Source organism: Mesorhizobium sp. B2-1-8, from assembly GCF_006442545.2.
GTDB lineage: Bacteria > Pseudomonadota > Alphaproteobacteria > Rhizobiales > Rhizobiaceae > Mesorhizobium.
The window spans coordinates 592,417-612,234 of record NZ_CP083952.1; the positions used below are offsets into that span (position 1 = coordinate 592,417).

Genomic DNA, 19,818 nt, shown 5'->3' on the forward strand with positions numbered 1-19,818 from the left:
CTCCACCGATTACTAATATTCCAGCTGCGACGGGTCGCCACTTCTCGTTGGCCTTACGAGTCACCCGTCCCCGGCGTTTTGGGTCCCTAAAAAATGCCCCAGGTCTTTGATGGCTCATTATTTCCCCTCACCTATCGAAGCACCGTGCCAGCCGGCGCCCTTGCCCGACCATTGTTGCTGCAGAATAGACGACTTAATCAGCCAATGATAACTCCCAAGAGTTGTGCTAAGCCTACTTTTGCCGATCCTCCAAAATGACTTGGTGCAAATGAAAATCTTCTGGTCCTGGCAAAGTGACACCCATCAGGCCAGTGGCCGGCATTTCGTACGCGGCGTGCTTACCGATTTGGCGAAGGAGTTGAGTGGCGTAGAAGGAGCCGTGGACGCCGAGCGGCCGGAATTTGAGAGCGACGAACAGGAAGCCCTGCCGGCCGACAAAGACCGAATTGAGATTGATCATGACACCCTCAATGTGGGGGGGTCACCAATTATCGCCGAAACGATTCTCCGAAAGATACGCGAAGCTGCTGTCTTCGTCGCTGACGTCACCCCCATTTGCATAACGCTAGGAGCCGGTAAGCGGGTGCCGAATCCCAACGTCATGATTGAGCTCGGTTTTGCATTAGAGGTTCTCGGCCACGAACGCATTGTCCTCGTGATGAACGGGGCGGAGGGAGGATCGGTTCGCAATCTGCCCTTTGACCTTGGACACTGGCGCTTCCCGGCCGTTTACAAGCTTTCGAAGGATTCGACGGAAGAGTACAGAAAAAAGGTAGCCGCCGAGCTGAAGCAATCGCTTCGGCAGCGGATTGAACCGGGTCTCAAGTCGGCCAAAGTCGCCCAGGCGGAAAAAAATCGTCAAACGAAACGTGTGCCCAAATTGAGCGTGGCGATCGAGGATGGACACGACAACCCGTGGACGATCTCACAAGTTGTGTCTTCACTTGACGTCAAAACGCTAGAGGAGATACACGCCGCGACGCCCCTCCTACCACTCCCTGCCCCACGCCATCCTCGGTTGGGATCCTTGGCAAACATAGGTTCTCGCGCTTCATCGGCTCAATCGCTATTCGGCAGCAGAAGGCCTCCAAGCGAGTGGTCTCGCGAGGAAACTGACGGCTACAACCGATGGGTCGAGAGATACTACTCGGATTATAAGCTCTTTCTGCAAAAGATGACTGAGTACCAACGTTTGATGCAGCGGAGTCTTGAGCTCGTGCTGAAGCTTGAGAACAAGGGAACCCTTGCTGCGACCGCCATCGATGTAGACGTCATTTTTCCCGAGCAAATCACGCTAGTAGACAATGCTAAGACGCTTGCGGCTTTGAAACCGGTGGCGCCGGAACCGCCAGAACTGAGGCCGATGGGGCCTGGTTCTGCTATCATCACACAGGGTCCATTTTCCCTCCGTGTTGACGATATCCTTTCCCGTTTCCCTCGATCGACCCATGTCCATCCAAGCGAGCGCCGGGTTCACTTCACGCTTGGCGAACTCAAGCACAATCATAAGTCGGTGTTGGATGCATTCATAATTTGCCTCGCCAAGAAAGAAGACGTCGCGTCGTTCAAGGCGACTTACACCATCACCGCAAATGAACCTATCGATCCGGTCCACGGGTCTGTCCGCTTCGAAGTGATACTCAAGGACGACTGAGCGCGGAGATAAGCCTCGCGCCAGAATATCCCCCTAAGTGAGAACCACAGGGGTAGGTCACCTTCCCAGAAACCAGTACAATTCCTCTAGGCGGCTGTACGCAATGCCTCCCCGTCAGCGTCACGTTTGGCGTCCTCGATTGCCTGTTGCGTGGCGTGTGGATCGAGCCAGGAACGAACGGCGCGATCCTTGACGAGGAGACCGCCGATAGCCCCGAACATCTTGCTGCTGATCGCCTGCTGCTGAGCGCGAAGGTGGTCCTCGAGCAACTTATGCCGGGAAATATAACCTGCGTTGACGCCCGGAATGGCATGGTTCATCAGCAAGCGCGCGTCGAACTCCGAGACACCAGCTGGCGTTGCCAAGGTCCGGAACGTCTGCCGCAAATCATTGCCCCACTTCGCCAGGACGTCCCGGTGCTCCTTCTGTTCAGCTAGATGCCCGCTGTCGCTATCCGCCGGGAATAGCCAGTCATTGGCCTGGACAGGATAGCAGTGCCGGTCAAACCGGATCACCCGCACGAGACACAAGATCATTTGGCGCGACAGCGGAATGTCGAAGGCACGGTCCGCGCCGCCCTTCGGACGCGGGATGTGCAGTACCCGGCGGCGGAGGTCGAGATGCTGCGGCTTCGCCTCCATCAGGGCCGTGGGCCGGCATCCCGAGAGTAGTGAAAATAGATGGTACTCTCGGCGGATGGGGCTGGGCAACACGGCGACTTGCCGGAACCAATTTGGCAAGTCGCCCAGTCCCATCGCTGTGTTGCGACGCTCTTCGGAGTTCCAGTCAACCACGCTTGCTGGATTGTCGGTCGGGAGATAGCGATGCGCCTTTCGCGCATGATTATAGACGGCGCGCAGCGTCCGCATGCTGCCATTTGCAATATACGGACCATGCTCCTTGGTGATCTCGTCATGCTTAGCAATGACTTTGCCGGGATCGTCGCCCAGTTCCTGCAAAGGGATGTCGAGCCAAATCCTGAAAAGGCGCTCCACGTGGTCACGATACCCCTCGATCGTTCCTTCGCTCCGGCCTTTCCGGATAAGGTGGGCGTCGCGATAGCGCTCCCACGCTTGCCTTAGGGTGACACCTTTCGGGGTGATATCAGATTGCGCTGCTTCATCCTTGACCTGTGAGGTATCGCTTGCATCTGCTGGCATGTCAGCAGCTTTGGGATTGGGGTGCTCACCTCTGGAAATCTGCGCGAGGTACGTCTTTGCTGCTGCGCGAGCCTCGCGTGTAGACATCGTCTCCGCGTCGCCAATCCGTACTGAAATCGACGCAACGCGCTTGCCATTCTTTCGCAGGTCTCCTTGTACGGCGAATGTCTTGCTTCGCCTGCCGACGATGACATGGAACCCTCTTAGCTGGGTGTCGCGGGCGCGATACTGTCCCGAACTGGGCGTTTTAAGGTCTCTGGTCGACCTGTCGTTGACGAGGATACGGATGTCGGCCATAGAGCGGTCCCTGCAAGTCTAGTGCACATCGGTCAGAAAATTCAGCCGGTTTTCAGCCGGTTTTAGACTCGCACGGGATCAAGCGGTGTGTCCACGCCCAAATACGAAGTTTCTCTCAAGCAACTGTAATAAAAGATAAAATTACAAACATGACGTATAATCGGATATGTTCGGCGAGTCACAAAAGTAAACTACGAATCTGGGGGTCAGGAGTTCGAATCTCTTCGGGCGCGCCACTTCAGTACAGAACTGCGAACTCCCGACACCGCCGTTTCTTCGCCTGACGCCGCGACCAGGGTTTGGAGCAATTCGGATTTTGATCCGATGATTCTGACTTCCTTCTCGGCCACTTCGATCCGCTGCGCCAACGCTCGCAGGTGATCGCGGCGGTAGCCGCCACGCGGATCGTGCATGCGCTCACGAGCGCCGCGGGCGAATGTGGTGACCATTTCGGAAGTAATCGGCTGGTTGCCGGTGCTGTCGAACGAAGCCTCGATGCGCTTTGCGTCTGTCGTGGCTTGTTCCTTGATCGCCTTGAGACCCGCCATGCGATCCTTGAGAGCCGGATCGTTGACGTCTGTGACGCCAGCTTCGATCGCGTCATAGAGTCTATTGAGGCGCTGGTCGGTCTCGGTGATCTTCCGCTTCAGTTCGCCCAAGTGCTCGCGGCGGCGCTCAGTGCGTTCCTGCCTCCGACCCAGGACAGCCTCAAGAATGGCGGTGAGCCGTTCTGGCTTGAGAAGCCGCTTCTCCAGGTGATTGGCAACCAGGTCGTCCAGAAAGGCCATGGGGATTGATTTGCCCTGGCAACCTGCCTTGCCCTGGCGGGCGCGTGTCGAGCAGGTGTAGTAACGATACATAGTGCCAGTGCAGCCTTTGCCGGTCCTGAGCGTCATGGCTCCTCCGCACTTGGCGCAAAAGCAAATACCGGTAAGGAGAACGGGGCTTGTGGTGACCCTGGGTGGCGTCACCATGGGATGGCGAGACTTCAGACGCGCCTGCACGGCATCGAAGGTCTTGCGCTCGATGATTGCCGGCACCGCCATGACGACAACCTCGTCGTCCGGCTTCTTTGCCCTGCCCTTGAAGCTGCGCGTATTGAAGCGGTGTTCGCCAATATAGGTGGTTCGGGTTAGGACGGCGTGGATTTGCGCCAGTCCCCAGAGACCGCCGTCTCGTGTGAACAACCGGTTCTCATTCAGATGGCAGGCGATCGATTTGACGCCCATTGGTCCTGAGATTCCATTGCCCTGAAGAAACAGGCGGTAGATCAATCGGACGGACTCGGCGTGCAGCGGATCGACCTCCAGCTTCTTCTTGGTCTTCGATCCGCGCTGCTCTGCCGCAACGATCCGGTAGCCAATCGGAGGCAACGCCCCATTCCAGAAGCCCTGCCTGGCATTCTCGTTCATGGCGCGGAGCACATGCTTGGCGTTCTCTTTCGACTGGTACTCATCGAAGAGAGCCATGATCTGGCGCATCATGACATGCATTGGATCGTCACCCATCTCCTGGGTAATCGACACAAGTCTTACGCCGTTCTTGGCGAGCCGCCTGACATGGAACTCAAGCTCGAAGTGATCGCGGAAGAATCGGCTGAAGGAATGAACGACCACGACATCGAAAGGGGAAGGCTTTGATGTGCCTTCCTCGATCATGCGCTGGAACTCTGGACGCTTGTCACTGGTGGCTGATGCGCCTGCCTCGACAAAGGTCTCGACCAGCTCATAGCCACGAGAGGCGCAGTAAGCCTCACCTTGGCGCCTCTGGTCGGGAATCGAGACATCGTGCTCGGCCTGGCGGGCCGTCGATACGCGAAGGTAGAGGACTGCCCGCGATCCCTTTGCAGACTGCTGCTGTTGTGAAGCCATCTTCATAAGCACTGTCTCCCTGTCATTTCATGGGCGATCTCCGAAAAGCTGATCGAAGATGTCGCCAAACCATGCCTCGAACGCGTCGATTTCCGGGGAAGTAACAGGGACGGGCTCTGGCAGATTGTCGGTAACGCGCCACTCGCGTGGATCGTGTTGAACCTGTCGGCCAACGCGTGGACGCAGCTCAACGTGTAGGTAGTCATACAGGTCGATCGGCAATGTGCCGAGGCGGACCCGTGACAGTTCCGCAGAGGTCGCTTTGCGAGGCGGGTGGGACATGGCCCAAATATGCCCCAGCAACCCGTCAAAGCGGAACGACCTATGTATTCGCCAGAACCACCATTCGCACGCTGACGGATCAGCTTTCGTTCAACCGGTTTGGCCGCACCGCTCCAGGGCATCTTCCTCCTTCAGGGCTGCGACCAGCTTGGCTGCCGCCTCCCAATGTCTGGCGATGTCAGCCCGGACCGTCGCCCTCTCCGGCCGATCCATACCTATGTCTCCAACGATCGCCTTCATGTCCCGAAGCACCGACGCGATGTGCGGCCAGGGGAAGTCAGACGGATCGTCGATCTCCCTGTCTGCTCCAACGATGATCTCCAGCTTGGCGACCACGCCAGCAAGCGAAGTCGCGGTCACATCGGGGATTGCGTCGAGATGCTTCAACTCCTCCGTCACGGCGAGCACCTCCGCTTCACGTGCAACCGCAAACTCTGGGCTCCCATCGACCGTCTGCCAGGCCGCGATCTGCGCCGCTCGGACGCTATTTCCGGAGCCCGATGCCGCCAAATCCGTCAATACCGGAATTCCGGTATTGACCAACATTCGGCTCTCCAGCCGTTGCTGTATTCGGCACAGTAGGAGAGCGACGTGATGGGCTCGCTGCTGGTGGGACCAAAGGTACAGCGCTCGGTCATCGAACCGGCTTTCCAATGCGGGTTGTCTATCGAATCTGTCCATGCGGGTGAGCCTTTTCGTTTGCTGGAAGGCACCTCCTCCATATCATAGTGAATGCCGAATAGGAACTATCGTTCCTGGAATGATCGTTCCATTCCTGAGCTATCTCTGGGAATGGACCTCAAGGAAGTTTTTGCAAGCAATTTGCGTCAAATCAGAAGCAGCAAAGGGCTGACGCAGGAAGAGCTGGCAGAGCGCGCAGGGCTTAGCGCTAGATACATCGGCTCAATCGAGCGGGCACACGTTTCGGCAAGTGTCACCGTGCTCGGGCGCATCGCAGACGCGCTGGGTGTCGAGCCGCACACGCTGGTGCGGCCGAACAGATAGCCTCCCGCGACCGTCGAGCCGCTCGCGAGCGCGCCCTCAACAGCGCTGTAGCGAGCGGGCGGCGGCTTTGCGCCCATTTCGGACGTTCAAGGGCCGGACCCTCATCTGCCATAAGCTGCCATACCACTGAGGGGCGATCAATGGCCGAGATTTGTGGAAAGCCGACGTTAATCCGACTGCTATAGCAACGTCATTCGGTAGGTCGTTGAAATGCAATTTAGGTGGGCGCTCAGATGCACATGGCAAGGGAGCCAGACCTCAAACTGGCAGGTCTCTCATTGTGGGCGCTGTCACGCGCGTATCCTGGCTGCGACGACTATTGGGACGGCTACTGGATTGACATCCTGGCAGTTGTAGACGCCCCCGGCGCTCAAGTTGAGGTGCGGGGCCCGTATGTTCGAAGCGACGAACTTGCCGCTTTCCATGACCAACTAACGACGCTCTATCGCGACCTTAAGGGCGCGGCTGAGCTGCAATGCATCGAACCTGCTGTAGGTGCGAAGGTAACATGCGGTTCGTTAGGAGCCATCGAGGTGACTGTCGACATTACGCCTGACCATCTTAGGCAATCCCACCACTTTGTATTTGCAATCGATCAGACGTACCTCGCTGCCACTGTTGCTGGGTGCCAGCATTTATTGAGACTATTTCCGGTCAAAGACCCCGCCAAGCATGTATTGGGTTAGACAACCCCGAAAGGCCGCTATGGTGGGAGCGGTCGTCAGGCAATTGAGGAGACAGTCTGCAATGGCCAAAGGTCTCTATCGCTATAGCGACGATGCCGTGATGGTTCTTTACGAGCAAAACTCGATGATTTTGCCGAACAGCGACTATGTGGAAAGAGGCTACAAGCCAGACATCGACAAGTTGCCCACCCATGCCGAGTGGGTGGCATGGCATCGTGCGAACGGAAGTGAAGGCCAGACGCATGCGGAATGGTTGGCATGGTGCAAGGCCCACGGAGATGACCATTGGTCCGAGCCTTAGACTCTGCCCCTGCACGCATCCCTGCCACCATAAACGCTGTCGCGTGGTGGATGCGGCAGGGATAGGTCGGCGGCATGGCCCTTGTGATCCATCGATGTCAGGTTGGGTTGATGTAAGGGTCGGAAGTTGACACTGGCGACTTTGCGATCGAACGTCCGCTAGCCCTTCATCGATGCCTGAAAGCCGTTGATCCGCTGTCGGCCCCAAGCTGACCCGCCTGCGACCTCGCGCCTTAACGTAGCGATGGCAAGGGACCTTGGTCGCTCTGCACTATTTCATCCTGGAGTTGGGCTTACTGGACATCGTCCTCGATGAGCGGATGCTGGTTGGCGGCGGTTCAATTCCGGTTGCCGGATTCTAACTGGGTGCAACCAAACTGGTGAAAACGGCACTAAGCCAGGATTTTTGGTCCTTCATCCTGCCAATCGCCAAAATACATCAGGTGGTTGGATACCATCAAAAATACCAACACCGAGGCGGGGGAAACCCACTTAATAATGGTGCCGGCCTTCATCGCGCCGCCGACCTAGCGGCCCCTCGAAAGCTCTAGCGCAGGCGCAGGGCTTTCGTCCGCTTCGGGTATCGCCGCCTTGGCGTAGCCCTGCCGGATGCGTTCGGCGTCGGCCGGATTGCTGAAGGGTAGCCGCCCCACGTGCTCTGAAAAGCGATAGCTCGGGTTTATCTCTTTTAGCTCGGCGCTCACGCGCCGTGCTTCATCGACGTCGCCGAGGTGGCCAAGCGCGGCAATAAGGAGCCCCCGCGACAGGTCGGTCTTGGGCGACATGCGGATACGCTCGCGAAATGCCTCGACCGCTTTCTGGTACTGCCCGGCCAGGAGGTAAGCCGAGCCGATGAAGTGCCAGGTCAAATGGCTCTGCAGCGGATCGAGGCGCAGCGCGTGCTCCAGATCCGGAATCGCCTCCAGCGGCGCGCCGTTGTAGATGTTGCCCACCCCGCGCAGGCCGAAGGCCAGTGCGAAGTTGGGGTTGAGAGCAATCGCCTTCTCCACCTCTTCGCGATGTCCGGTCGGATCCTTCTCCCAAAACTTCACCAGCGCGGCCATGTAATGCCCATAGGGCAGGTTGGGGTCCTTCTCGAGCGCCAGCCGACTATAATGGGCAGAGAGTTCCTTGCTGTCGGTGCGCCCGCTCCAGTGGTTCTGAAAGTCGTGGTTGTAAGCGTGAGCCAGGCCGGCATACGGTTCGGCATAGTCGGGGTCGAGCTCAATTGCCTGAGTGAACAAGGCGACCGCGCGCTCGAATGTCTCGTTTGTCTTATCAGGACCGGACAAGACCTCGCGCCCGCGCAGGAAAAGATCATGCGCCTGGATGTTTCTCGTTGGTGTATGGGCGATGCGCGCCGACTCGGCCGGGGTCAGGGCAACCCTGAGGGCTTCGACGATGCGGTGCGTCACGTCATCCTGCAGCGCGAAGATATCGGTCATGTCGCGGTCGTAGCGGTCCGCCCAGACATGGGTCCCGGTCCGCGCATCGATCAACTGGGCATTGATCCTGACGCGGTTGCCGGCGCGGCGGATCGAGCCCTCGAGCACCGCAGTCACGCCGAGCTCGCGCCCGACCGTCCGGACATCGATGTTCTTGCCTTTGTAGGTGAAGCTGGAGTTGCGGGCGATGACCGAGAGGCCGGCGACCTTCGACAGGTCGGTTATGATGTCTTCGCTGATGCCGTCGGCGAAGTAGTCCTGCTCGGTGTCGCCGCTCATATTGGCGAACGGCAGGACGGCGATCGACAGCTTTGCCGACTTTGATCCTGCCGGCCGGCTCGTCGAGGGTTCCGACGTCGCGATCGCCTTCGCGCCGGCGGCACCGACCGCCAGCGAATAAACTCGGATCGGCTCGGCGATGTTCTTGAGCTGCGTGCTGCCGAGATCGGCGACCGAGAGGTTGAGCCTCGCTTTGACCTGGCGATAGGCATCTTCGGACAGGCAGATGGCCCCGGGCGCCGCAACGCCCTCCAGACGCGAAGCGATGTTGACACCATCGCCCATCAGGTCGCCGTCGCTTTCCTCGACAACGTCTCCCAGATGAATGCCGATCCGGAACTCGATGCGACGGTCCTGCGGTACACCGGCGTTGCGCTCCACCATTCCGTTCTGCACCTCGATAGCGCAGCGCACGGCATCCACCACGCTGCGGAACTCGACCAGCGCTCCATCCCCGGTGCGCTTGATCACGCGCCCGTTGTGCACGGCGATGGTCGGATCGATCAGGTCGCTGCGTAGTGCCCGCAACCTCGCCAAGGTGCGATCTTCGTCTTCGCTGGCGAGCCGACTATATCCGACGACGTCTGCGGCTAGAATTGCGGCTAGCTTGCGATTCTCACCCATAGCGCCCTCCGCGGCTATCGAGGTTAGCACAACGAACTGTTGAGCGCCTCCCCATTCGATGGGTGCGATCCTGGCGAAAGTCGTCGTTGAAATTAGCGCGCCTAACGGCAGCTATTCAAGCCTCGACGCCCGGAAGCCGACAGTCAGAACTCGGCCCCAGTGCAGACGTTTGAAGGATAAGGGGCAAACCCGGTATGGGCCAGCGGATGTGCTCCGCACCTTGGAGACAATAATCTATTATAAAATCGCACATTGCAGCGAAGGCGAGCAATGTGTGAGAAGTGGCGAAAACGCCAGCAAAAACAGCCAACCGATCGCCGCACAATGTGCGCCCTTTTATCTTGCCATCTTAATCGGCTGTGCTTCCGTTGATCTTTTCGACATTCGTCGTTCCTCTCTCTTTGTGCGATAATATACGCATTTATTCTCTACGCTACGATACCGCGTTCTGGCGTCGAGTTCCGATGCGCCGTGCAATCCTCCGCGCTCTGCGACGGGTTTAATCGGCTGCCCGAAAGCAGCGCTCGAACCGTCGTGGCGCACTTTTCCATCGGACTGACGGAGCATCGTCACAGGCAATCGAGCGCGGTCCGGCCGTCTGTCGATCGGCGCGGCCGCGGGCAAGATAACGTGCGTTCCGTCGTTCCTGGTCTGCATCGGTCCTCATCCGCCGGGGCGGATCCCTTGTGTCAGGTGGCGGCCGTCATCGTACGGGCGCCATGCGTTTGAACTGTCGTCTCCCCGCTCATCGATGCGCACCCAGAAGCTTACGGGCCTTGCCATGCGCGCGCGCTGCGCGACGTCGACCTGGCTTGCTGCGGCGTCGCCGACGTAAAACGTGCCATCGCTCCACATAGCGTGCATGATCACCGCCAGCTTGCGCGCCACCGCCACGCAAGCCTTGCGGTGGCAGGAGCGTTCGGCGATGTTCTGGCCCCAGTTCGTGACCTTGTCCCTGCTCTTGAAGCGCGTCATTAAGCCCGACGTCGCCTCACAGCGCACGCCGCACATCCGCGTCCCCAGCCTTCGATATCCGTCCTGAACCTCGATCGAGGTGCTCGAACGCCAGCTTCGCGACGCTGGCCCGAAGTAAGCCGCCACATCACGCGAGCGGCGGAAGCGTGACGGGGTCGTCGATCGCGGTAATGAAGGAAAGCACTGTCATCGGGGCGGCGCCCGGGATGCCATGAATCGTCGGCACTCCTCGCTGCGCGCCACCATTTTGACGACGAGATCGTGCAGCCGGCAATACTTTCTTCACACCGCCGCGCCGCGACAGCATGGCATCTCTCAGTTCGCTGGACAGCGGGTGATCTTCGGCCACCGCCGCGCACCGCCTGCTCGAAAGCGGAGCGTCCGACTTTGGTAAGGCGGGGTACCAAACGGCTTCAGCGAATGGCGGATTGGCGTTCTCCAGGTCGAGGAACTTGGCCTTCAGATTGCGCCGGTAGGTCAGCAGAAGCCGAGTCCGGTAACAGCTTTCCGACTTGATATTGGCGTGGCGGAGCCACCCGGCACTCATGGCATGGGCACTGCCGAGCGGATACGCCCTGCTTGCCACGCTGCGCCGACAGCGCGGCGCGCACATGCACCTTTTCCAGGCAGATGGTCGGCAGGCGAAGTTTCATTCGTTCCTGGTCTGCATCGGTTCTCATCCGTCGGAGCGGATTCATTTCTCGGATCGCGTCCGTCAGCGTGTCGGCGCCGTGCGTTTGAACTGCCTCACATCGCTCATCGATGCGCACCAGAAACTTGCGGGTTGCCATGCGTGCGCCGCGCGTCCGACTCGCGCGCGGCCAACTCGCCGACAAAGAAGGTGCCGTCGCTCCAGATAGTGTTCAAAAACTGCATTCAGGTAGCTTGGCGCCCAAAAAAGGAACGACGTCGTACTTTTCCGTTTGACGTTCGCTGGAACGCGTGCTAGTCGATAATGAAACGACGTCGTTTCATTATGCCTGCACATCGAAAAGTGACCGATGGCGAGATTAATACGAATGAACCCAACTTACATTACGGCGGTCTCTGCTCTGACAGGCTCCTCACTTGGGGCCATGGCTTCGATCGCCGCCACTTGGCTGACGCAGGCCTCGCAAAGTCGAAGCCAGCGCTCCCTGCAGGAGCACACGCGACGGGAGAGGCTTTTTGGGGAGTTCATCGAAGAGGCTGCCAGGAGATATGCCGACGCAGTGGTCAGCGAACCCCAGGGATTTGTCCCGCTCTTCGAGATTTACTCCATATTGGGAAAATTGCGGCTGTTCGCTTCCGACCGAACTCTGGACGCTGCGGATAGGGTCATGGGAACTATAGCAATGGCCTATCATAGCCCGTCCCTGAAAGTTCCGGATCGCGATGCCACGAATGGCTCACAGTACGATTTTCTACGGGAGTTCACAGACGCCTGTCGTTTCGAGCTCATGGAAATCGGGCCCTGAGAAGATATTTGACGCTTCGAGCCCACCTTGTGATGCGTATGGGCGGATCTTGCGCGGGTGCCCGTTGATCGCAATCAAACAGTTGGCGGCAGGCTGCCCGGAAAAAAGCGACGCCTTCGCTAACGTGTGTGGCTAATTCGGCACGCAGCTTTTTAGCGGCTCGCCCAGACGCGCACGCATGACGACGCGCGCCAGAACGATATGCGCGAGAGTCGGTAATCCCATCAATGCTTGCGCGGCTAATCGGAGGATACGTTCGTCGACCTTCGTGCGCCAGATTGCGTCATGGCCGCCTCAACTAACGTCGCCGCCCCCTTCTGCCCCGTGCGCTATCGGCACCTCTGTCAATTCTCTCGTTCTGCCCGTTTAACGTCGGTAAGTCGCACATCAGAGCGCTCCTTGTGGGCCTGCTTGCGCGCCCTCGCAAATTAAAAACGAAACGGTATCGTTCATTTTTGTTGACGGCCCTCTGGATGCATGCTAAGCAATAATGAAACGACACAGTTTCATTATATTGGCTACTCCAAGAGAAGGCCCCGAGAGCATGCTGCACACCAGCTTATTAGATTGGCCAGCCAAGCCATGCGGCCCCTTTTTCAAAGGTGTGCGGAGGCTGGTGGAACAGCATCGACGTTGCTCGCGAGAGCACCGACAGTTCGCTTCGCGCCGCCATCCGACAAAATCAACTACCTGGCATCCGAAGGAGTCAGCACGATGACCAACGACAAAATGAATCTTCTCGACACCCTGCGCATCGATCGCGCGGCGCCGACACCGCCAACACCCCCGCGTCAGCCTGTCCGCTGGAGCATCATCGCTCTGGGGGCGGCCACTTTGGCGGTTGCGGCGGCTGGGGGATGGTCAATCCTTCTTGGCAAGGAAATGCCTGGCGTCTCGACTTTGCTTCAGCAGACACCTTCTGTCCGTGTCGCGACCGCTCAGCTGGTCGCCCAACAGAACGGTGCGGCCGAAGGGACCGCCCTCCTCAACGCCACCGGCTACGTGGTTGCCCGCCGGGCGGCAACGGTCGGACCGAAGGTCGCCGGCAGGTTACGGGACGTGCTCGTGGATGAAGGCATGCATGTCGAAGCCGGACAAGTGATCGCTCACCTCGACGATTCCAACGCCATTGCCGATCTTAACCAGGCAAAGGCGACACTCGATCAGGCCACTGTTGCGGCCACTGACGGGCGACCGGCGTTCGAGCGTAGCAGGGCCCTGGTTGCGAAAGGACTGACCAGCCAAGAGGCGTTCGAAACCGCCGAGGCAACCTACAATCACACCACAACGGCAGTAGCGGTGGCGCAGGCGGCAGTAGCTATTGCCCAGCAGAACCTCGACGATACCGTAATCAGCGCGCTGTTCTCAGGCGTCGTGACCGTCAAGGCCGCGCAGGCCGGCGAGATCATCTCGCCGATGTCGGCAGGCTCCGGCTTCACGCGTACTGGCGTCGCCACCATCGTCGACATGGATCGCTGGAGGTCGAGGTCGACGTCAACGAGAACTTCATCAATCGTGTTCGTCCGAACCAGGGCTGCAAAATCAGTCTTAACGCTTATCCGGACTGGCAGATCCCGGGACACGTGATCGCGGTCGTGCCGACGGCCGACCGCACCAAGGCGACGGTGCGGGTCCGCGTCGGATTCAACGTCAAAGATCTGCGGATCCTGCCGGAAATGGGCGCCAAGGTGGCCTTCCTCGCCGAGGCGAAGTCTCAACCCGAGGAGGCACCGCCGTCTGGCCTGGCGGTCCCGCCAGAAGCCATCCTGTCCAGCGGCGGTGAGAATATCCTCTTTGTGGTGCGCGACAATCATGTCGAGCGGCGGACCGTCAAGCTCGGGCCGCAGGCGGCAGGCAACCAGATCGTGCAGTCCGGGGTGACGGCCGGCGAAAATGTCGCCGTGAGCAATCTCGACAAGTTGTCGAATGGACTCGAAGTCAAAACCGAGCAATGAAATCAGGAGATTTACAAGTGACTGAAGCAATATCACTGGTCAATGTCGCTAAGACATACCGACGCGGCGGGGAAACTGTTGAGGTTCTCCACAACCTCAACCTGTCCATTCCGGAAGGCGAGTTCGTTGCCATCATGGGGCCATCTGGGTCGGGCAAATCGACGCTGTTGAACATCATCGCCGGAATAGACCGCGCGAACTCTGGCGCCGTGACGGTGGCAGGGCACAGAATTGACCAAATGTCGGGGAGCGAGCTGACCCGTTGGCGGTCCGCCTATATCGGGTTCATTTTCCAGTTCTACAACCTCATGCCGGCCCTGAGTGCGGAGGCCAATGTGGAGCTGCCGCTGCTGCTTCTGCCGCTCGCGAAACTAGAGCGCCGCGCAAGGGTCGCTGCAGCCCTTGAGATTGTCGGCTTGTCCGAGCGCGCCCGCCACAAGCCGTCGGAGCTCTCCGGTGGTCAACAGCAGCGCGTGGCGATCGCCCGCGCGCTGGTTTCCGATCCTCCGATCCTGGTCTGCGACGAGCCGACGGGTGACCTCGACCGCGACACCGCCACCGAGGTGCTCGAACTTCTGCGCGCGCTCACTTTTCGTCGCGGCAAGACCATCATCATGGTCACGCACGACCAGCGGGCAGCGGATACGGCAACGCGCCAGCTGCATGTCGACAAGGGCCAGCTGGCCAAGACGGAGTTGGCCCTATGAAGTATCTTCCCCTCGTCTGGGCAGCCCTGATGCGCAAGAAGTTGCGCACTCTGTTCACGTTGCTCTCAATCATTGTCGCTTTCCTGCTCTTCGGCATGCTTCAGGGCGTCAATGCAACTTTCAGCCGCGGTGTGGAGGGAGCGCACCTCGATCGGCTGATCGTCCAGGGCAAGGTCAACATGACCGATCAGCTGCCGCTCGCTTACCGCGAACGTATCGCGGCTGTGCCGGGCGTCACTGACATCACCGTCGCGAGCTGGTTTGGCGGCTACTACCAGGACACCAAGAACAGCATTTTCTCGTTCCCGGTCGACACCGCTACCTACTTTGGCCTTTTTCCTGAGATCGTCCTGCCGAAAGCTCAGCTCGAGGCGCTGCAAAAGACGCGCACCGGGGCAGTCATCGGCCGCAAGCTGGCGGAGACCTACAATTGGAAGGTCGGCGACACGATCCCCATCAAGTCGACGATATGGACCAAGCAGGACGGCACGTCCGACTGGGAATTCCAGGTCGTTGGAATCTTCGAAAACCCGCAGGATTCCTCACAGGAACAGAGGCTGTTTTTCAACAACGACTATTTCGACGAGGCGCGAGGATTTGATAAGGGGCTGATCGGCTGGTACAGCGTGCACATCGACAATCCCGTCCATGCCGGCGCGATTTCCAAGGCGATCGATGACCTATTCGCCAACTCCGACCACGAGACGAAGACCGTCACGGAAAAGGAGTTCACCCAATCGTTCCTGAAGCAACTCGGCGACATCAACTTCATCGTTAGCGCCATTATCGGGGCGGTCTTCTTCGCCCTCCTGTTTCTGACCGGCAACACGATGATGCAATCGGTGAGGGAGCGAATCCCGGAATTCGCGATCTTGAAGACTATCGGTTTCCCGAACTTTACGGTCCTCGCCCTGGTCGTGGCCGAAGGCCTAGTTCTCTCCATCATCGCTGCCGCCTTGGGGCTTGCAGGTTCAGCGGCGGCATTTCCGCTTTTGGAAGGCGTAGTGGGCGTTGCGCACTTGCCGGCCGGCGTCGTGGCGCTTGGGCTGTTTTATGCCGTCCTTCTGGCCTTGGTAACCACCTTGCTGCCCGGCCTGCGGGTCGCGCGGCTCAATCTCGTTGATGCCTTGGGAGGACGCTGATCATGCTCAGACAAGCAATTGCTGTAACTATCCTGAACCTGAAGACGCTGCCCAGCCGCTTCTGGAGCTCATTGGTGATCATCCTCGGGGTGGCGGGTGTCGTAGGCGTGGTCGTCTCCGTTCTCGCAATGGTGACCGGGCTAAGCTCTACTATGGCCCATGCCGGCCGCGAGGATCGCGCAATCATCTTGCGCGGCGGGTCCGACACGGAACTATCGAGCACGTTGTCGCGCGATGCTGTCAATATGATTCTAGATGCGCCGGGCATCCGCCGCGGCTCAACGGGAGTTACAATCGGTTCCCCGGAAGTCGTTCTGATCCTGACCCGCCCGATGCGGAACGGCGGCACCGACGCCAACGTCACGCTACGCGGCGTCGGCCCGCAGGGCCTCGCATTGCGGCCGGAGCTCAAGCTTGCTCAAGGCCGCTGGTTTAAGCCGGGACTGCACGAACTGGTGGTGGGCAAGAGCGCCCAACGCCAGTTCATAGGCCTCGACGTCGGCAGCCAGATCACTCTGCGTGACAAGCAGTGGACCATCGTCGGTACGTTCGAGAGCGACGGTGACGCCCATGAATCCGAGATCCTTGCCGACGCCGACACCGCCTTGGAAGCTTACCAGCACACCCTGTTCCAGAGTGTGACGGTCCAGCTTGAGTCGCCGGGATCGCTGCCGCAACTTGAGGCCGCTTTGACTGCGAATCCGCAGCTTTCGGTCGAAGTGCACCGCGAGACGGAATATCTAGCGAAGCTCTCGGCGAACTTGACGAAAATGATGACGCTGATCGCCACCGTGGTAGGCAGCATAATGGCGGTCGGTGCCGTGTTCGGATCCCTCAATACCATGTACTCGGCCGTCAGCGCGCGAAGCCGGGAAATTGCTACCTTACGAGCCATTGGCTTTGGAGGTGTGCCGATCGTCGCGTCCGTCATGACCGAGGCCATGGTGCTCTCCCTGCTCGGCGGCGCGACTGGGGCCATCACGGCCTGGCTGCTCTTCAACGGGCATGGCGTCAACGCCCTGGGGGGGAATTTCACACAGTTGGTTTTCCGTCTCACTGTGACGCCAGGACTGATGCTGCAAGGCGTCAGCTGGGCTCTCGCCATCGGCTTTCTCGGCGGGCTGCTCCCCGCCCTGAGGGCCGCCCGGCTTCCGGTTGTGGAGGCGCTTCGGACGCTCTGACGAGCCCGGCGAGTTGCCGGGGGGCCTTCGGCCCCACCACCTTCAACCTCAACAAACTGATTGAATGGGACCGGAAGGTGGTTGGCGTGACAGTCAACCACCGGACGGAGATCGAAGGCCCGGGCGACATTCCCTGGTTTTCGGCCGCTTCAGAAGGATGGCCGTTTTAGGAGGGCGTAGACCCACACTGGCCGACATCGCAAGGGAGCTTGGCATCAGCCGTTATTACAAGCGGCCGTATGCTTGGGTAGGCCGCCCGTTTCAGACGCTGTTCAACATGGACCCGAAGGCCACAGTGTTTCCTCAGTTGCTCGCCAGCACGCTGTCGGCAGCCGTCGGTCCGCAGAAGCCTGCAGCGCCGAATTGGGAGGCCATCCAGGTCGTTGCGCCCAAGGCAGCCGCAAGACCGCGGCCGTAGTCGAACCGATATATCTTCAAAGACGATACAATCTATCGAAACATATAGGCTTTTAAGATGGATTGCCAAGCCGCATCTTTGGGCCACGGGCGCGCAGCCCAAGAAACACAAACTGTAAAATCGAGGCACCTCATGAAACTCTTACACGTCGATTCTAGCATTCTCGGCCCTGGCTCTGTCAGCAGATCTCTGTCGGCCGATGTCGTCGCAGCCTTCGCCGCCAAGCATCCGACGATTGCAGTTACCTACCGGGATCTTGTCTCAGCGCCGATCGACCATCTTACAGCCGCGCACCTTGCTGTCATGAACGGAGCTGTTCCAACCGATGCAAGCTTGAGCGCCGATATCGGCGCGGGAAATACGGCGATGGAAGAGTTCCTGGATGCCGACATCATCGTGGTCGGCGCACCGATGTACAACTTCGGCATCCCCTCCCAGCTCAAGGCGTGGATCGATCGCCTCGCCGTCGCGGGTAAAACCTTCCGCTACACCAGCAATGGGCCGGAAGGCCTCGCCGGCGCCAAAAAGGTGGTGATCGTCTCGAGTCGAGGCGGATTCTTCGGGCCTGGTTCCTCCGCAGCCGCGTTCGACCACCAGGAAACCTACCTTCAGGCCTTGTTCGGTTTCCTCGGCGTCCGGGATCTGTCTTTCATCAGAGCCGAAGGTGTGGCGACCGGCCCTGACGGGCGCAAGAAGGCGATTTCGTCCGCCAAGGACGAAGTCTCGAAACTGGCGGCCTAGCCGGCTCCATCGGCCCTTCAATTCCAGGAGCGTTCCATGTCGGTTCACTTTTCGCCTGTCATTGCTGCGAGCGAACGCGGCAAGGATCCATTCCGCCTTAAAGCCGTCGATCTCAAGCAGCTTGGGGCAACCAACTCGCCCGTTACGGTCCTCGACGACTTCCGTGTCCGCGGGCGCCCCTTCGAACCCCATCCGCATGCTGGTTTTTCAGCCGTGACCTATGTCTTTGAGGATTCCCCGGGTGAATTGCGCAGCCGGGACTCCCTCGGCAACGACATGATCGTCGGTCCAGGGGGGATCGTGTGGACTCAGGCAGGCAGCGGGATTGTCCACCACGAGGTGCCTGCCGGTTCGCGCGAACTGCACGGATTGCAGCTCTTCGTGAACCTGTCCGCGCAGAACAAGCTGATCGAGCCAAGGATGATGCTTCTGCAAAGTTCCCAGATTCCGGTCTGGCGGAACGCCAACGGTGACGCGGTGCGTGTCGTTGTTGGCACCTATGACGGCGTGTCTTCTCCCCTCACTCCTCCCGAACCGTTTCAATTCCTCGAGGTCCATCTGAACCGTGAGGTCTCAGTCGATCTGCCAGCCGGAGACATTGCCCTCGTCTATGTCGTTTCTGGCGATATCATCGTCGGAGACGATGGTAACCAGCACCGGATTTCTGAAAGCCATGCACTCTCGATAGCCGGAGACGGTGCTTCGGTGGTGTTTCAAAGCCTCCAGGCCGCTCATTTCCTGATTCTGTCCGGGGCGCCGATATCGGACCCGATGCTGGCCCGGGGCCCCTTCATCATGAACAGCAAGGAGCAAATCGAGGCCGCGGCCGCGCGATATCAAGCCGGCGAGATGGGCTATCTCGCGCCGCTACCCGACAAGTGAACCTCCAGCACTGGACGTGGTCAACGCCACGAATTCCCCGAGCGCGCATGCGCGAAGTCAACCGCCAAAGGATTCATCATGAACACGGACATAATTGCTCATCCAACGCTGCAGCACGTTGGCATCACCACGCCCAATCTGGATGCAATGCTCGAATGGTACCGGACTGTCCTCGGCATGACAGTGAACAACCGTGTGGCAGTACCCGAAGGCCGGGCACCGTTCACGACAGTTGCGTTCGCCAGCAACGACGAGATCAACCATCGGCTGTCGTTCTTCGAGATGAAGTCTGCAACCGTAGATCCCGGGAGATCTCGACATGCCCGGGTTCAGCACCTTGCTTTCGCCTATGGCACGCTCGATGAACTGCTGGGTACTTACGTTCGGCTAAAGAAACTCGGCATGGTGCCGATGTGGGCGGCAGACCAGTCGTTTCAAACGGCAATCTATTACGAAGACCCGGACAAAAACGTCATCGAACTCAACGTCGACAACTTCACCAACCTGTGGGCGGTGACGGAGCAGCTGAAGGATTTGCCTTCAAAGCTGCACGTCTACATTGACCCCGAGAAGCTGATCGCGGCGCGCAAGGCCGGGGCAACGGCTTGGGAGATTCACGAGCGCGCTTTTGCCGGAGAGTTGGTGCCGGATGAGCCTTACGATCTCGGCAAAAGCTACTGACGTTTTCGCGTGTGCGGAACAGCTTTCAGGGGGAGCAGGCACGCGGACCCGCAATGCTCCACCAGAATGCGTTCGC

General features: G+C 59.3%; 16 protein-coding genes and 1 pseudogene. 12 read left to right on the forward strand and 5 right to left on the reverse strand.

Annotated features, from left to right (window positions below):
* Positions 1 to 268 precede the first annotated feature (268 nt).
* A complete protein-coding gene (locus tag FJ970_RS02805) occupies positions 269 to 1,654 on the forward strand; it encodes a hypothetical protein (protein WP_140758744.1) in 1,386 nt (461 codons plus the stop codon).
* An 86-nt stretch (positions 1,655 to 1,740) separates the two neighbouring features.
* Here the strand turns inward: FJ970_RS02805 and FJ970_RS02810 are convergent, their stop codons facing one another.
* The 3 genes from FJ970_RS02810 to FJ970_RS02820 form a co-directional block, all read right to left on the reverse strand.
* On the reverse strand, positions 1,741 to 3,111 hold the full coding sequence (locus tag FJ970_RS02810; protein ID WP_140758745.1) for a tyrosine-type recombinase/integrase: 1,371 nt from the start codon (positions 3,109 to 3,111) through the stop codon (positions 1,741 to 1,743).
* Positions 3,112 to 3,317: 206 nt separating this feature from the next.
* Positions 3,318 to 4,988 (reverse strand): recombinase family protein, encoded by a 1,671-nt coding sequence (locus FJ970_RS02815; protein ID WP_227792007.1) that lies wholly within the window; start codon positions 4,986 to 4,988, stop codon positions 3,318 to 3,320.
* Positions 4,989 to 5,354: 366 nt separating this feature from the next.
* Positions 5,355 to 5,945 carry a hypothetical protein gene (locus FJ970_RS02820; protein WP_227792009.1) on the reverse strand — a complete coding sequence of 197 codons (591 nt, stop codon included), beginning with the start codon at positions 5,943 to 5,945 and terminating at the stop codon, positions 5,355 to 5,357.
* Positions 5,946 to 6,056: 111 nt separating this feature from the next.
* Here FJ970_RS02820 and FJ970_RS02825 point away from each other — a divergent pair, with 111 nt between their 5' ends.
* Positions 6,057 to 6,269: a helix-turn-helix domain-containing protein gene (locus FJ970_RS02825; protein ID WP_140758747.1), complete on the forward strand. Its 213-nt coding sequence runs from the start codon at positions 6,057 to 6,059 to the stop codon at positions 6,267 to 6,269.
* A gap of 747 nt (positions 6,270 to 7,016) precedes the next feature.
* A complete protein-coding gene (locus FJ970_RS02830; RefSeq protein ID WP_140758748.1) occupies positions 7,017 to 7,256 on the forward strand; it encodes a hypothetical protein in 240 nt (79 codons plus the stop codon).
* Positions 7,257 to 7,782: 526 nt separating this feature from the next.
* Here FJ970_RS02830 and FJ970_RS02835 read toward each other — a convergent pair.
* Both FJ970_RS02835 and FJ970_RS02840 read right to left on the reverse strand, forming a co-directional pair.
* Positions 7,783 to 9,603 (reverse strand): adenylate/guanylate cyclase domain-containing protein, encoded by a 1,821-nt coding sequence (locus tag FJ970_RS02835; RefSeq protein ID WP_140758749.1) that lies wholly within the window; start codon positions 9,601 to 9,603, stop codon positions 7,783 to 7,785.
* Positions 9,604 to 10,351: 748 nt separating this feature from the next.
* Positions 10,352 to 11,297 (reverse strand): annotated as a pseudogene (locus FJ970_RS02840) (transposase); the annotation flags it as partial.
* A 300-nt stretch (positions 11,298 to 11,597) separates the two neighbouring features.
* Here FJ970_RS02840 and FJ970_RS02845 point away from each other — a divergent pair.
* The 9 genes from FJ970_RS02845 to FJ970_RS02885 all read left to right on the forward strand — a co-directional run bounded on the left by FJ970_RS02845 (position 11,598) and on the right by FJ970_RS02885 (position 19,742).
* Positions 11,598 to 12,035, forward strand: a complete 438-nt coding sequence (locus FJ970_RS02845) for a hypothetical protein (RefSeq protein ID WP_227792011.1) — start codon at positions 11,598 to 11,600, stop codon at positions 12,033 to 12,035.
* Positions 12,036 to 12,749: 714 nt separating this feature from the next.
* A complete protein-coding gene (locus FJ970_RS02850; protein WP_181178578.1) occupies positions 12,750 to 13,622 on the forward strand; it encodes an efflux RND transporter periplasmic adaptor subunit in 873 nt (290 codons plus the stop codon).
* Positions 13,577 to 13,990 (forward strand): efflux RND transporter periplasmic adaptor subunit, encoded by a 414-nt coding sequence (locus FJ970_RS02855; RefSeq protein ID WP_265336227.1) that lies wholly within the window; start codon positions 13,577 to 13,579, stop codon positions 13,988 to 13,990. The genes FJ970_RS02850 and FJ970_RS02855 overlap by 46 nt, the downstream gene beginning before the upstream one ends.
* On the forward strand, positions 13,987 to 14,697 hold the full coding sequence (locus FJ970_RS02860; RefSeq protein WP_227792012.1) for an ABC transporter ATP-binding protein: 711 nt from the start codon (positions 13,987 to 13,989) through the stop codon (positions 14,695 to 14,697). Before FJ970_RS02855 ends, FJ970_RS02860 begins: the two co-directional genes overlap by 4 nt.
* The gene (locus tag FJ970_RS02865) at positions 14,694 to 15,839 is read left to right on the forward strand and encodes an ABC transporter permease (protein ID WP_140758752.1); all 1,146 of its coding nucleotides are present in this window, start codon (positions 14,694 to 14,696) and stop codon (positions 15,837 to 15,839) included. Before FJ970_RS02860 ends, FJ970_RS02865 begins: the two co-directional genes overlap by 4 nt.
* 2 nt (positions 15,840 to 15,841) lie before the next feature.
* Positions 15,842 to 17,020 (forward strand): ABC transporter permease, encoded by a 1,179-nt coding sequence (locus FJ970_RS02870; protein ID WP_140758753.1) that lies wholly within the window; start codon positions 15,842 to 15,844, stop codon positions 17,018 to 17,020.
* A 550-nt stretch (positions 17,021 to 17,570) separates the two neighbouring features.
* Positions 17,571 to 18,179, forward strand: a complete 609-nt coding sequence (locus tag FJ970_RS02875) for an FMN-dependent NADH-azoreductase (RefSeq protein ID WP_140758853.1) — start codon at positions 17,571 to 17,573, stop codon at positions 18,177 to 18,179.
* Positions 18,180 to 18,215: 36 nt separating this feature from the next.
* Positions 18,216 to 19,061, forward strand: coding sequence for a pirin family protein (locus tag FJ970_RS02880; RefSeq protein ID WP_140758754.1), 846 nt, complete (start codon positions 18,216 to 18,218; stop codon positions 19,059 to 19,061).
* 78 nt (positions 19,062 to 19,139) lie between these two features.
* Positions 19,140 to 19,742 (forward strand): VOC family protein, encoded by a 603-nt coding sequence (locus tag FJ970_RS02885; RefSeq protein ID WP_140758755.1) that lies wholly within the window; start codon positions 19,140 to 19,142, stop codon positions 19,740 to 19,742.
* Positions 19,743 to 19,818 lie beyond the last annotated feature (76 nt).

Coding starts and splice junctions, on each gene's coding strand:
- FJ970_RS02850 (WP_181178578.1), top strand. CDS start 12,750: ATGACCAACGACAAAATGAATCTTCTCGACACCCTGCGCATCGATCGC.
- FJ970_RS02805 (WP_140758744.1), top strand. CDS start 269: ATGAAAATCTTCTGGTCCTGGCAAAGTGACACCCATCAGGCCAGTGGC.
- FJ970_RS02870 (WP_140758753.1), top strand. CDS start 15,842: ATGCTCAGACAAGCAATTGCTGTAACTATCCTGAACCTGAAGACGCTG.
- FJ970_RS02830 (WP_140758748.1), top strand. CDS start 7,017: ATGGCCAAAGGTCTCTATCGCTATAGCGACGATGCCGTGATGGTTCTT.
- FJ970_RS02875 (WP_140758853.1), top strand. CDS start 17,571: ATGAAACTCTTACACGTCGATTCTAGCATTCTCGGCCCTGGCTCTGTC.
- FJ970_RS02885 (WP_140758755.1), top strand. CDS start 19,140: ATGAACACGGACATAATTGCTCATCCAACGCTGCAGCACGTTGGCATC.
- FJ970_RS02820 (WP_227792009.1), bottom strand. CDS start 5,945: ATGGACAGATTCGATAGACAACCCGCATTGGAAAGCCGGTTCGATGAC.
- FJ970_RS02835 (WP_140758749.1), bottom strand. CDS start 9,603: ATGGGTGAGAATCGCAAGCTAGCCGCAATTCTAGCCGCAGACGTCGTC.
- FJ970_RS02880 (WP_140758754.1), top strand. CDS start 18,216: ATGTCGGTTCACTTTTCGCCTGTCATTGCTGCGAGCGAACGCGGCAAG.
- FJ970_RS02825 (WP_140758747.1), top strand. CDS start 6,057: ATGGACCTCAAGGAAGTTTTTGCAAGCAATTTGCGTCAAATCAGAAGC.
- FJ970_RS02865 (WP_140758752.1), top strand. CDS start 14,694: ATGAAGTATCTTCCCCTCGTCTGGGCAGCCCTGATGCGCAAGAAGTTG.
- FJ970_RS02860 (WP_227792012.1), top strand. CDS start 13,987: ATGAAATCAGGAGATTTACAAGTGACTGAAGCAATATCACTGGTCAAT.
- FJ970_RS02810 (WP_140758745.1), bottom strand. CDS start 3,111: ATGGCCGACATCCGTATCCTCGTCAACGACAGGTCGACCAGAGACCTT.
- FJ970_RS02845 (WP_227792011.1), top strand. CDS start 11,598: ATGAACCCAACTTACATTACGGCGGTCTCTGCTCTGACAGGCTCCTCA.
- FJ970_RS02815 (WP_227792007.1), bottom strand. CDS start 4,988: ATGAAGATGGCTTCACAACAGCAGCAGTCTGCAAAGGGATCGCGGGCA.